The sequence below is a fragment of the Micromonospora yasonensis genome, assembly GCF_026013475.1.
Lineage (GTDB): Bacteria > Actinomycetota > Actinomycetes > Mycobacteriales > Micromonosporaceae > Micromonospora > Micromonospora yasonensis.
In genome coordinates this window covers 1-12200 of the sequence record NZ_JAPDPH010000207.1, presented here as the reverse complement: position 1 = coordinate 12200, position 12200 = coordinate 1, and the positions used below count along the sequence as shown (strand labels likewise).

Annotated in this window: 12 protein-coding genes and 2 pseudogenes; 6 read left to right on the top strand and 8 right to left on the bottom strand. The window is 73.1% G+C overall.

Annotation, left to right across the window (positions count from 1 at the left end):
- Positions 1-239, bottom strand: a pseudogene (locus tag ONA70_RS29130) (flap endonuclease); the annotation flags it as partial.
- Positions 240-533: 294 nt separating this feature from the next.
- Here ONA70_RS29130 and ONA70_RS29125 point away from each other — a divergent pair.
- The gene (locus ONA70_RS29125; protein WP_265009694.1) at positions 534-1607 is read left to right on the top strand and encodes a DUF4037 domain-containing protein; all 1074 of its coding nucleotides are present in this window, start codon (positions 534-536) and stop codon (positions 1605-1607) included.
- Positions 1608-1743: 136 nt separating this feature from the next.
- Here the strand turns inward: ONA70_RS29125 and ONA70_RS29120 are convergent, their stop codons facing one another.
- A complete protein-coding gene (locus ONA70_RS29120) occupies positions 1744-3006 on the bottom strand; it encodes an MFS transporter (protein ID WP_265009693.1) in 1263 nt (420 codons plus the stop codon).
- A gap of 83 nt (positions 3007-3089) precedes the next feature.
- On the opposite strand from ONA70_RS29120, the gene ONA70_RS29115 reads away from it, so the two are divergent.
- A complete protein-coding gene (locus ONA70_RS29115) occupies positions 3090-4004 on the top strand; it encodes a winged helix-turn-helix transcriptional regulator (RefSeq protein WP_265009692.1) in 915 nt (304 codons plus the stop codon).
- 18 nt (positions 4005-4022) lie between these two features.
- Here ONA70_RS29115 and ONA70_RS29110 read toward each other — a convergent pair whose 3' ends face one another.
- On the bottom strand, positions 4023-4880 hold the full coding sequence (locus tag ONA70_RS29110) for a serine hydrolase domain-containing protein (protein WP_406601262.1): 858 nt from the start codon (positions 4878-4880) through the stop codon (positions 4023-4025).
- Between the two features lie 320 nt (positions 4881-5200).
- Here ONA70_RS29110 and ONA70_RS29105 point away from each other — a divergent pair.
- The 3 genes and pseudogenes from ONA70_RS29105 to ONA70_RS29095 form a co-directional block, all read left to right on the top strand.
- A pseudogene (locus ONA70_RS29105) lies at positions 5201-5314 on the top strand (cellulose binding domain-containing protein); the annotation flags it as partial.
- A 115-nt stretch (positions 5315-5429) separates the two neighbouring features.
- Positions 5430-5552: a 50S ribosomal protein L36 gene (locus ONA70_RS29100; RefSeq protein WP_265009690.1), complete on the top strand. Its 123-nt coding sequence runs from the start codon at positions 5430-5432 to the stop codon at positions 5550-5552.
- Between the two features lie 203 nt (positions 5553-5755).
- Complete coding sequence (locus tag ONA70_RS29095) at positions 5756-8338, top strand: discoidin domain-containing protein (RefSeq protein ID WP_265009689.1); 2583 nt, start codon at positions 5756-5758, stop codon at positions 8336-8338.
- Between the two features lie 67 nt (positions 8339-8405).
- Here ONA70_RS29095 and ONA70_RS29090 read toward each other — a convergent pair whose 3' ends face one another.
- From ONA70_RS29090 to ONA70_RS29070, 5 genes are all read right to left on the bottom strand, one after another.
- Positions 8406-9830 (bottom strand): cellulase family glycosylhydrolase, encoded by a 1425-nt coding sequence (locus tag ONA70_RS29090; protein ID WP_265009688.1) that lies wholly within the window; start codon positions 9828-9830, stop codon positions 8406-8408.
- A 200-nt stretch (positions 9831-10030) separates the two neighbouring features.
- Positions 10031-10321 (bottom strand): BON domain-containing protein, encoded by a 291-nt coding sequence (locus tag ONA70_RS29085; protein ID WP_265009687.1) that lies wholly within the window; start codon positions 10319-10321, stop codon positions 10031-10033.
- Positions 10322-10367: 46 nt separating this feature from the next.
- Positions 10368-10925 (bottom strand): STAS domain-containing protein, encoded by a 558-nt coding sequence (locus ONA70_RS29080; RefSeq protein ID WP_265009686.1) that lies wholly within the window; start codon positions 10923-10925, stop codon positions 10368-10370.
- Positions 10922-11254, bottom strand: coding sequence for a hypothetical protein (locus ONA70_RS29075; protein WP_265009685.1), 333 nt, complete (start codon positions 11252-11254; stop codon positions 10922-10924). The genes ONA70_RS29080 and ONA70_RS29075 overlap by 4 nt, the downstream gene beginning before the upstream one ends.
- Positions 11255-11263: 9 nt before the next feature.
- Complete coding sequence (locus ONA70_RS29070) at positions 11264-11668, bottom strand: STAS domain-containing protein (protein WP_265009684.1); 405 nt, start codon at positions 11666-11668, stop codon at positions 11264-11266.
- Positions 11669-11820: 152 nt separating this feature from the next.
- On the opposite strand from ONA70_RS29070, the gene ONA70_RS29065 reads away from it, so the two are divergent.
- Positions 11821-12200, top strand: a 380-nt coding sequence (locus ONA70_RS29065; RefSeq protein WP_265009683.1) for a response regulator transcription factor, incomplete at its 3' end; no start/stop codon positions are given.

The window sequence follows — 12200 nt, the reverse complement described above, 5'->3', positions numbered from 1 at the left end:
GCCTTGTACGACGGCAGCAGCGCCACCCGCCAGGCCGGGCGCCAGTCGTGGTCGAGGGCGCAGATCATCCGGTCCGGACGGCGGGTGCGGACGAGCTGGGCGAGCATGTCGAGGAAGCCGCGGACGGCGTTGACCGGTTGCCCGTCGTCCGTCTTGGCCGCCGACTCCGGGATGCCGAAGTAGGCGCGGAAATAGAGGCTGGGGGAGTCGATCAGCAGGATCGGGGGTTGCTGGGCCACGTCCGCCAGCCTGGCACAGCGGTACGACGCGGTGGGGGACCGCCCTGCCGCACCGGGCGACAGCCGCCGTCGCGCCGGTACAGGGTCTCCCGGCGGGCCATCCGCTGCACCCCGTAGCTCGCCACGAGGAGGATGATCGCCAGCGCCACCTCGACCCAGGCCAGGGTCCCGTTGGCGACGATCAGGCCGCCGCACCACCCTCCCGGCACCCCGTTCCGCCAGGTTATCGGCGCGAACCGGCCGGTGAACCGATAACCGCTGGGTGGCCCGGTGCCCGCCCGGCAGACTGACCCCGTGACGTTCGTACCCGGGCTGACCCTGGCCCGCCGTTTCCACGACGAGGTGGTCGCCCCGGTGCTGGCCCGGCGTCTGCCCGGCCTCCGGTACGCCGCCGGCCTGCTCGACGGCGGTTCGGAGCTGCTCGGCCTGGACACCCCGCGCTCCACCGACCACGACTGGGGGCCGCGCACCCAGCTGTTCGTCGCCGATCCCGGTGCCGTGGCCCCGGTCCGGGCGGTCCTTGACGCCGGGTTGCCGGCCGACTTCCTCGGCTGGCCCACCCGGTTCGCCGGCGGGCCGCACGTCCGGCTCGGGGTGGCGCGGTCCGACGGCGAGCGGCACGGGGTGACCGTCGACGAGCTGGGCCGATGGCTGTGCGGGCGGCTCGGCTTCGACCCGCGCGCCGGGGTCGGTACGGCCGACTGGCTGTCCGTGCCGACGCAGCGACTGGCCGAGCTGACCGGCGGGGCGGTCTTCCACGACGGGCTCGACGGCGCGCTCACCGCCGTCCGCGCCCGGCTCGCCTGGTATCCGGACGACGTCTGGCGGCACGTGCTGGCGACCGGTTGGCAGCGCGTCGGGCAGGCCGAGCACCTGGTCGGCCGGTGCGCCGAGGTTGGCGACGAGCTGGGCAGCCGGGTGGTGGCCGCCGGGCTCGCCCGCGACCTGATGCGCCTCGGCCTGCTGCTGCACCGCCGCTGGCCGCCGTACGCGAAGTGGCTCGGCACCGTCTTCGCCGCGCTGCCGGCGGCGGCGCCGGTGGTCGACGCGCTGAGCGCCGCGATCGGGCCGGGTGACTGGCCGACCCGGCAGGTCGGGCTGGTCCGGGCCCTGGAGGCGGTCGCCACCTGGAGCAACGACAGTGGGCTGGCGGCCCGGGTCGACCCGGCCGCCCGGCCGTTCCACGACCGGCCGTTCCTGGTGCTGCGCGCCGAGCGGTTCGTCGCCGCGCTGCGCGCCGCGATCACCGACCCCGGGTTGCGCGACCGCCCGCCGGTCGGCGCGGTCGACCAGTACCTCGACAACGTCGACGTGCTGTCCCACCCGGACCGGGTCCGCTCGGTCGCCGCGGCCGTGCTGCCGGGCTGACCGCCTCGCGGTTCAGTCGGTCGGTGCGGCGTGGATCCAGGCGGCGAGGGCGACCTCGGTGGCCTGGCGCACTCCTGCACCGCGGCCGGGTCGCCGGCCCGGTCCGGGTCGTCGAGGAGTGTGGCGGCGTGATCCGTCAGCCGACCGCCGCGACGGCGGGCCGCTCGTCGGGGTCGTCGACAAGGTCGGCCAGGTCGCGCAGCCGGCGTACCGGGGACAGCAGCAGCGCCAGCGGCGCCAGTACCGTCGCCGCGGCGAAGGCGAACAGGGTGACCCGGGCGCCGGCCGCCCCGGCGAGGGCGCCGGCGGCCAGCCCGCCCACCGGGATCGCGCCCCAGGAGACGAAACGGACCGTGGCCATCACCCGGGAGAGCAGGTCGGGCGGGCTGGCGGTCTGCCGGTAGGTCCGGGTGGTCACGCTCAGCACCACCACGCCGCCGGCGAAGATCACGTTGCCGGCGGCGAAGGCGACGTACGCCGGCCAGCCGGCGCCCACCGGCACCAGGAAGGCGCCGCCGACCGCCACCAGGCAGGCGACCACCAGGGACCGGGCGGTGCCCCACCGTCCGGTGATCCACGGCGTCAGGGCCGCCCCGACCAGCGAGCCGACGCCCTCGACGGCGAGCAGTACGCCGACCAGGGCGGCCGGGGCGTGCAGTTCCCGGACCAGGTAGAGCGGGTAGACGGCGAGCTGGGCCCCGCAGACGAAGTTGACCGCGGTGGCCGTCCACATCGTCGGCCCCATGACCGGGTGGCGGGTGACGTAACGCCAACCCTCGCCGACCAGCGCGCGGACCGGGGGCCGCCGGTGCGGGGCGTCGACCCGGCGGGCCGGCAGCGACCACAGCAGCGCCGCCGAGGCCAGGTAGCTGACCGTGTCGACCAGCACGGCCGGGACGGCGCCGAGCGCCTGCACCGCGAGACCGCCCAGGGACGGGCCGCTGAGCTGGGTGCCGGCGTGGGTGGCCGAGGTCAGGCTGTTGCGGGCGTGCAGCTGCTCGCGGCTCACGATGGCCGGCAGGAAGGTGGCGTTGGCAACGTCGAAGAGCACGTTGGCGAAGCTCACCACGAGCGCCACCACGACCAGCTGGGCGACCGTCAGCCAGCCCCACCACCAGGCGAGGGGGACCGAGGCCACCGCGACCGCCCGGGCCAGGTCGGCGCCGACCTGGGCGCCGCGCAGCGGCAGCCGCTGCACGATCACCCCGGCCGGCAGCCCGACCACCAGCCAGGCCACGTAGCTCGCCGCCGCGATCAGGCCCATCTGGAACGCGGACGCGTCCAGCACGGTCAGGGCGGTCAGCGGCAGCGCGACCGCGCCGACCGCCGACCCCACCTGACTGGTGGTACCCGCGGCCCACCAGCGCCAGAACACCCCGGCTCCCTGCCCGACAGACATGCCGTCACCCCCCGATTCGAGCCAGTGAGTTCCAATCTGAAACGGACTATAGTCGAGGTGATCGGCGGAGCGGGAGGTGGGAAGTGCGGCGGGCGGAACTCGGGGACGCCGACTGCGGCATCGCGCAGGCGCTGGGCGTGCTCGGCGACTGGTGGACCTTCCTGATCGTGCGCGAAATCGCCGGTGGCACCACCCGGTTCGACGCCCTGCACCGGGAGTTGGGTGTCAGCCGGCGGGCGCTCACCGAGCGGCTCGGCGGCCTGGTCGAGCACGGGGTGCTGCACCGCCGGCCCTACTCCACGCACCCGCCCCGGCACGACTACCTGCTGACCGCCAAGGGGGAGGGGCTGCTGCCGGTGCTGGTCGCCCTCCAGGACTGGGGGACCCGGCACGTCATGGGCGACGGCACGCTCACCGCCACGGCCGGCGCCGAATCGGCCGAGGCGCGCCGGGTGCGCCACCTGGTCGGCCGGCGGGTGCCGGAGCTGACCCTGGCCCGCGACGACGGCGGGACGGCTCCACCGGCCGTGTCCGGCCGGTGGACCGTGCTCTACCTTTTTCCGGGCGCGTTCGCCCCGGGCGCGCAGGGTGTGCCGCCGGGCTGGCCCGAGATCCCCGGCGCCGTCGGGTGCACGCTCGAGTCCCGCACGTACGCCGACCGGCACGAGCGCTTCCGGGCCGCGGGCGCGGAGGTACGCGGGGTGAGCACCCAGCGGCCGGACCAGTTGCACGCCTTCTCCGCGCACGCCCGGCTGCCGTACCCACTGCTGTCCGACCAGGACGGTCGGCTCGCGGCCGGCCTGCTGCTGCCGACCTTCCGGGCCGGCGGGGTGGACCGGTTCAAGCGGTTGACGCTGCTGGTCGACCCGGCGGCGGTGGTGCGGGCGGTGCAGTTCCCGGTGACCGACCCGGCCGGTTCGGTCGACGAGATGCTCGACGAGGTGCGGCGCCGGGCGGCGGAGCCGATCGCGGAACGGGCCGGTGCGGCCGGGCGGTGACGGCGGGCCGACCTACCGTCAGCCGACGGCTGCGGCCAGGAGGGTGTCGAAGGCGGCCGGGTCGACCGCCTCGGTGTTGGTGAGGAAGACGATCCGCCGGTGCGAGGCCGGCAGGCAGCCGGCGAAGGACAGGAAACCGGCGTTCTGGCCACTGTGGTGGAACCACGGCTCGCCGGCGATCGTGCCGGTGAACCAGCCGTAGCCGTACCCGTCCGCCCTCGGCTCGCGCCCGGTCGGCGCCCGGGAGGTGAGCATCAACGTCCGGTACGGCTCGTCCAGCAGCCGGCCGGACCGCAGCGCGTCCAGCCAGGCGAGCACGTCGCCGGTGGTGGACCAGACGTCCCCGGCGCCCATGCTCACCACGTCGAGGTCCCACGACGGTACGGGCCGCCCGTCCGGGCCGTGTCCGGGCGCCACGTCGTCCCGCCCGCCGGGCGACCCGGCGAAGGTGCGGTCCAGTCCGGCCGGCGTGAAGATCTCGTCGGCGAGCAGTTGTGCGTACGGCCGGTCGGCCACCCGCTGCGCCACCTGCGCCAGCAGCACGTACGCCGGGCTGCTGTAGAGCCACCGGGCGCCGGGGGTGAACAGCGGCGACCGCCGGTGGAAGACGGCCCGCAGTTCGTCCCACGCCACCCGCCGGGCCAGGTCGATCTCCGGGTAGTCGGACCAGTGCCCGATGCCCGAGGTGTGGGTGAGCAACTGGTGCAGGGTGAGGTCCCGCCATCCGGGCGGGCTCGTGCCGAACCAGTGCCCGATCCGGTCCTCCAGGTCGAGTGCCCGGCGTTGCGCCAGCAGCAGGATCGCGGCGGCGGTGAACTGCTTGCTCACCGAGGCGAGCTGGAAGCGGGTGCTCGCCGGGCAGCCGTCCGCGGCCACGTCGGCGACGACCGTGTCGCCCCGCTTGACGAGAAGCGCCCCCCGGACGTGTGGCACGTTGCGGACCTTACCCCGGTCCGATCGTTCTGGGTGGCCCCGTGAGGCGCCCTTCCGGAATTGTTCCAGAAGGTGGGTGTCGGTCGTGGTGGTGGGGCCTAAACTCCGACTCGGACCGCTTCGATCTGCGGTCGTCTATCTCGTCTCCGAGGGTCCGGGCCGCCGTCATGGCGCCTCGCCGGCGAGCACGCAGGTGGCAGGGCACCCCTGCGCGGCTGTCCCCACCACCTCAGGAGAGATCGCATGCACCATTCCGATCGCCCGCGACCATCCCGGCGAGCGGCTCGGTGGACATCGGCTTCCAGGCCAACCACACCGGTGACACCGGAAAGCCCGCCTCGTTCACCCTCAACGGCGCACCCTGCGCGATCGGCTGATTCCGGCGCCGCCGGACGTCCCGCCGGGACGTCCGGCGGACCCGGCATGAGCCCGCCGACGCCGGGTACGCGTACCGGGCAGCCCAGAGTCGAGCGGGAAACGGGGTGACCCGGGATGAAGGTCCGTAGCTCTCTCCGTGGCCTGAAGCGGAAGGTGAACTCGATCGTGGTACGCCGCCGCGGCAAGGTCTTCGTGATGAACAAGGCTGACCCCCGGCAGAAGGCCCGGCAGGGCTGAGCCGGCCGTGGCGGAACGCTGGTGCGCGACGCGCGCGGGTTAGTTCCGGACTTTTCACAAGGCGCGAAAAAAGAGGCCGGTGGCCACCGAATTCATTGACAGTTGCCGCTGTCCGGGGAAATCTGCACCGGAACGGGCGGGCGGGCGTGACCGCCCGCGTACCCGTGTCCCGTCCCGGTCCCACCGCGTCCCCGGAGAGGCCCATGTCACCGGTCCCACCGCGCGTCCATCCCTCCCGCCCACCGCGCCGACTGCTCGCCGCGTTCGCCGGTCTGCTGGTGGCGACCGCGCTGGTCGTCCCGCCGTCCCCGGCCCGTGCGGCCGACCCGCTGCTGTCCCAGGGGCGGCCGACCACCGCGTCGTCCACCGAGAACGCCGGCACCCCGGCCACGAACGCCACCGACGGCAACACCGGCACCCGCTGGTCCAGTGCCTTCGCCGATCCGCAGTGGCTCCAGGTGGATCTCGGCGCCACCGCCACGGTGTCCCGGGTGACCCTGGTCTGGGAGGCCGCGTACGCGCGGGCGTACCAGATCCAGACCTCGGCCGACGGCGTCACCTGGACCACCGTCTGGTCCACCGGCGCGGGTGACGGTGGCACCGACGATCTCACCGTCAGCGGCGCCGGCCGGTACGTGCGGATGTACGGCACCGCCCGGGCCACCGGGTACGGCTACTCGCTCTGGGAGTTCCAGGTCTACGGCAGCACCGGCGGCGGCAGCGGCTGCGACACCGCCACCAACGCCGCGCAGGGCCGGCCAGCCACCGCGTCCTCCATCGAGAACGCCGGCACGCCCGCCTCCGCCGCGGTCGACGGCAACACCGGCACCCGCTGGTCCAGCGCCGCCAGCGATCCCCAGTGGCTCCAGGTCGACCTGGGCAGCGTCCGGACGCTGTGCCGGGTGGTGCTGACCTGGGAGACCGCGTACGCCAAGGCGTACCAGATCCAGACCTCGACCGACGGCGCCGCCTGGACCACCGTCTCGTCCACCACCACCGGCGACGGTGGCACCGACGATCTCACCGTCAGCGGCACCGGCCGGTACGTGCGGATGTACGGCACCGTCCGGGCCACCGGCTGGGGCTACTCACTCTGGGAGTTCGCCGTGTACACCACCGGAGGAGGCACCATCCCGGGCGGGGGTTCGCTCGGCCCCAACGTGATCACTTTCGACCCGTCGATGCCCGCCGCCACCATCCAGAACCAGCTCGACACGGTCTTCCGCACCCAGGAGTCCAACCAGTTCGGCACCCAGCGGTACGCGCTGATGTTCAAGCCCGGCGACTACTCCGGCATCAACGCCCAGATCGGCTTCTACACCTCGATCATGGGGCTCGGCCGGAACCCCGACGACGTGCGCATCCACGGCGACATCACCGTCGACGCCGGCTGGTTCAACGGCAACGCCACCCAGAACTTCTGGCGCTCGGCGTCCAACCTGGAGGTCTTCCCGTCCGCCGGGTTCACCCGCTGGGCGGTCTCCCAGGCCGCGCCGTTCCGCCGGATGGACATCCAGGGCGACCTGAACCTGGCCCCGAACGGGTACGGCTGGGCCAGCGGTGGCTACATCGCCGACAGCCGGGTCACCGGGGTCGTGCAGCCGTACTCGCAGCAGCAGTGGTACACCCGGGACAGCAACGTCGGCGGCTACCTCAACGCGGTCTGGAACGTGACCAACTCCGGGGTGGTCGGCGCGCCCGCCACCAGCTTCCCCAACCCGCCCTACACCACCCTGGCGCAGACCCCGGTCAGCCGCGACATCCCGTACCTCTACCTCGACGCGGCCGGCGCCTACCAGGTCTTCGTCCCGTCCACCCGGACCAACGCCTCCGGCGCGTCCTGGCTGGGCGGCGCCACCCCGGGCACCGCGATCCCGCTGAGCCAGTTCTACGTGGCCCGCCCCGGGGATTCGGCGGCCACCATCAACGCCGCCCTGGCCCAGGGGTTGAACCTGCTGTTCACCCCCGGGATCTACCCGGTCGGCGAGACCATCACCGTCAACCGCCCCGGCACCGTGGTGCTCGGCCTCGGCTTCCCGACGTTGATCCCGCAGAACGGCGTCGCCGCCATGTCGGTCGCCGACGTGGACGGGGTCCGGCTGGCCGGGATGCTCTTCGACGCCGGGCCGATCAACTCGCCGGTGCTGCTCCAGGTCGGCCCGACCGGGTCGAGCGCCGGCCATGCCGCCAACCCCACGTCCATCCAGGACGTCTTCTTCCGGATCGGCGGCGCGGGCGCGGGCCGGGCGACGAGCAGCCTGGTGGTCAACCAGCACGACGCCCTGATCGACCACATCTGGGCCTGGCGGGCCGACCACGGCACCGGCGTCGGCTGGACCGTGAACACCGCCGACACCGGCCTGATCGTCAACGGCAATAACGTCACCGCGCTCGGCCTGTTCGTCGAGCACTACCAGAAGTACGAGGTGATCTGGAACGGCAACAACGGGCGGATCATCTTCTTCCAGAACGAACTGCCGTACGACCCGCCGAGCGCGTCGGCCTGGATGAACGGGTCGATGGTCGGCTACGCCGCGGTCAAGGTGGCCGACGCGGTCACCTCGTTCGAGGGCTGGGGGATGGGCAGCTACTGCTACTTCAACGTGGACCCGACCATCGCCGCCTACCACGGGTTCGAGGCGCCGACCAAGGCCGGCGTACGGTTCCACGACCTGCTCACCGTCTCGCTGGGCGGCAACGGGTCGATCACCCATGTCATCAACGACACCGGCGCCACCGCGCAGGGCACCGACACGGTGCCGGTGAACCTGGTCAGCTACCCGTGACCGGGTCGGCGGCGGCACGTGCCGACGTGCCGCCGCCGCTCAGCCCTCGGCCGCCTCCGCCGCCGGGTCAGGACGTGGGGAAGTTGTCCGGGGTACGGATGCGGTTGCGCATGAAGTTGCCCGACTCGGTCAGCACCGAGGTACCGGCGTACGTGCTGCCGTAGCAGGTGTTCGGCTTGAAGGCGGCGCTGCCCTCGCCGGCGTCGGAGTACGTCCAGTTCGCGTAGCTGATCTTCAGGCGGTCGAGCAGGTCGAGCCAGGCGGTGCTGCTGGCGGTGTCGACCGCGCCGTCACCGGTGTAGGTGACCGTGCCGAACTCGGTGACGAAAAGCGGGATCCGGGACGCGGCCCGCTGCACCTCGTTGCGGTAGTTGTCCTTGTGTGACGCCGCGTAGAAGTGGAACGTGTACATGATGTTGTCGGCCCGCACGGGGTTGTTGACGATCTCGTCGGAGTTGCCACCCTCGGAGACGCCCAGCGAGGACCAGCCGCGGGTGCCGACGACGATCACGGCGTCCGGGTCGTTGGCCCGGATCACCGGGATGACCTGCTCGGCGTAGTTCCTGATGGTCGACCAGCTCACGCCGTTGGGCTCGTTGGTGATCTCGTAGATCACGTTCTTCTTGGCGGCGTTGCGCGCCGAGACCGCGGTGAAGAAGGTCTTGGCCCGGTCCAGGTTGTACATCGGGTCACCCGGCGTCAGCGTGTGGAAGTCGATCAGCGCGTACATGCCGCGCGCCTCCGCCTTGTCCACCAGCGTGTTGACCTGGTTGGTGAAGCCGGTCGGGTTGGTCTCGTAGCCCTGCTCCTGCACGTACATCGAGATGCGCAGCAGGTCGGCCTGCCAGTCGTTGGCCAGGGCGTCGAGCGACGCGTCGTTGTAGCAGTGGGCGAACCACTGCAACCCGTGCGTGCTCATGCCGCGCAGCTGGATCGGCCGGCCGTACTGGTTGCAGAGGTTGACCCCGCAGACCCGCAGCTGGCCGTTGATGGCCAGCGGCGTGGTGCCGGTGGGTGGTGGTGGGGTGGTGGGCGGGGGAGTGGTGCTCGGCGGCGGGGTGGTCGTCCCGCCGGTGCAGGTCGTGCCGTTCAGGGTGAACGAGGTCGGGGACGGGTTGGCGGTGGTCCACGAACCGTTGAAGCCGATGGTGGTGCTGGCGCCGGTGGACAGCGCGCCGTTGTAGTCCAGGCTGCGCGCGGTGACCGCGCTGCCGCTCTGCTGCCAGGTGGCCGACCACCCCTGCGTCACCCGCTGCCCCGAGTTCGGGAAGGTGAAGCCCAGGGTCCAGTTGGTCACCGGGTCGCCCAGGTTCTGGATGGTGACGGTGGCGGTGAACCCGCCCTGCCAGGAACTGGTGGTGTAGGTGACGGCGCAGCCGGTGGCGGCCATGGCGTCCGTCATCGGCAGCACGGCGGTCGCGGCCAGGGCGAGCGCGCCGACGGCGCCGCCCACGAGCAGCTCACGCCGGGACCGGCGTGGAATCGAGATCATGCGGGATCGTCCCATCTGGTGGGTGGTGGTGAGTGGACGGTGCCCGTCGTGAACTCGCCCGGAAAGCCCGACGGCGGCAATCTCGGGAGCGCTCCCACGCAGAGGGTAGAGGGCAGTGACCCATCGATGCAACCGGTGACGGGTTCCGGGCGAGCGTCGCCGAGGCGCCGATGCCTCGGGCGCTCGCCCGATGCCCCGACTCAGCCGCGGTCGCGGCGCCCGCCGTACAGGCCCAGCGCGTTGCACACGTCGAAGACGCCCGGGACGTCCCAGGCGAGTTCGCCCGCGGCCCGCCGGGCCTGCCGGTCGGCGACCGTCCCGCTCAGGATCACCACCCGGTTCTGCACGCTGACCGCGATGCGCTGCCGGCGCGTGGTCCAGTCGATGCTCAGCCGTTGGGCCACCAGGGCGGCGAGGCGGACGTCCTCCTCGTCCGGTTCCGGTTCGTCACCGGTGAACGGGAACTCGGGGTACGGCCAGGGCATCACCACGGGGGGTCTCCTTCGGGGTCGGGCGGGCAGGGGCCGGGCGGCGGGGTCAGTACGGATCGGGAAGGGGCGAGACCGGCTCGGCCGACCCGCTCAACGCCCGGATACGGCTGTCGAAGACGGGGAACACCCCGTCCAGTCGCATGGTGTGCAGCACGGTCAGCACGAACCGGGACGGTGCCACCAGGCACAGCCGCCGGCCGCGCTGCCGGGCGTCGCGGTGCGCGCGCACCAACAGCCCGAGGCCGCTCGGGTCGATCACCTCGACCTCGGTCAGGTCCACGAGTTCCCGGTCGTCGAGGACGACCGACTCGGCGAGCGCCCGGCGTACCCGGTCGACCGGGTCGACCTCCCGCGCCACCGGCTCGTCGCCGACCTCGTCCAGGTAGTCGACGCCGAGCCCGCCGTCGTCGTCCGCCTCGGCGGGGACGCTGCACCGGGGGCAGTGGTGGGGCCCGGAGGCGAACGGCGAGCCCACCCAGTCGTGCTCGAACACCAGCGTCCAGACCACCTCGGCGTCGGGCAGGACGCACCCCGCGCCGGTGACCGTGGCGCCGCAGCCGTCGCAGATGAGGGTCAGGAACTGGTCCGCCGGCACGACCGTCACGACCACTCCTTCCGCTCGGCGGGGCGGCCCTCCGGGGCTGCGGCCGGCGGCCGGCTCGATCCGTCCGCGCCCTGCCGGCCGGCCGTCACCACGGCCAGCACGACCGCCGCGGCGGCGAATCCGCACTGCACGATCAGCGGCACCACCGCCGGCTGCGTCCGGTCGACGCCGACGAGGCCGACCACGATCGCGCCGAGCAGCGCGGCGGCCACCCCGAGCGCGAGGGTCAGCCAGACCGGCGCCGCCTTCCGCCCCGGTACGACGAGGCGGCCGAGCGCCCCGACGACGAGTCCGACGACGAGCGCGCCCACCAGCGTGGTCTCGTTCACGGCTCCTCCTCAGCGCGGCGTCGCGACCCTCGCCCGGCCGCGCGCCGGCACGTCGGGCGAGGGTTCGCTCGGCGCCGGGGGGCGGGGCGGTCGCGGGGGGTGGACGATCGGCACGGTCTCGCCCAGCCGGGCGGTGTCGAGAATGCGGCGGATCCGCGGGTTCGGGTCGCGGAGGGTGAGGGTGGCGCCCCGCCGCGCCATCCGGCGGTGCACGTCGAGCAGCAGCGCGATGGCGGCCGCGTCGACGTGCCGGCACTCGGCCAGGTCGATGGTCACCGCCCGGGGATGCAGGGCGAGGACCCGGTCGAGGACGACGGCCACCTCCGGCAGCCGGGCCAGGTCCAGCTCCTCGGTGATCTCGACCTCCACCAGCGGCACGCCGCACTCCGGCGAGGACTGCGGATCAGCGGTCATGGGTCGACTTCCTTGACGTGGGGTCGGCGTCGTCCCCTACTGTCCGCAGCGCTCGTGGAGGTCGTTCCGCAGTTGTGTGACAGTTGTGTGACAAAACCCGGGAGCGGCTGACACGGTTGGGTGACCCGGGCTCGGCCAGGGATGATGCGACCATGACGGCCGTACTGGTGATCGAGGACGACGACCGCATCCGGCTCGCGCTGCTGCTCGCCCTCGAGGAGGAGGGCTACGCGGCGTACGGGGCCGGCACCGCCGAGGAGGGGTTGCGGCGGCAGCGGGAGACCCCGGCGGACAGCGTGCTGATCGACCTGATGCTTCCCGGCATCGACGGTTTCGAGTGCATTCGGCAGCTGCGCCGCGACGACGACGTCCCGATCGTGGTGGTCAGCGCCCGGGACGACACCCACGACATCGTCGCCGCGCTCGAGGCCGGTGCGGACGACTACCTGGTCAAGCCGGTCGCCATCAAGGAGCTCTCCGCGCGGCTGCGGGCGCTGCGCCGGCGGGGCCGTTCGACCATGGTGCCCGCGCA

Coding starts and splice junctions, on each gene's coding strand:
- ONA70_RS29120 (WP_265009693.1), bottom strand. CDS start 3,006: ATGTCTGTCGGGCAGGGAGCCGGGGTGTTCTGGCGCTGGTGGGCCGCG.
- ONA70_RS29095 (WP_265009689.1), top strand. CDS start 5,756: ATGTCACCGGTCCCACCGCGCGTCCATCCCTCCCGCCCACCGCGCCGA.
- ONA70_RS29100 (WP_265009690.1), top strand. CDS start 5,430: ATGAAGGTCCGTAGCTCTCTCCGTGGCCTGAAGCGGAAGGTGAACTCG.
- ONA70_RS29090 (WP_265009688.1), bottom strand. CDS start 9,830: ATGATCTCGATTCCACGCCGGTCCCGGCGTGAGCTGCTCGTGGGCGGC.
- ONA70_RS29070 (WP_265009684.1), bottom strand. CDS start 11,668: ATGACCGCTGATCCGCAGTCCTCGCCGGAGTGCGGCGTGCCGCTGGTG.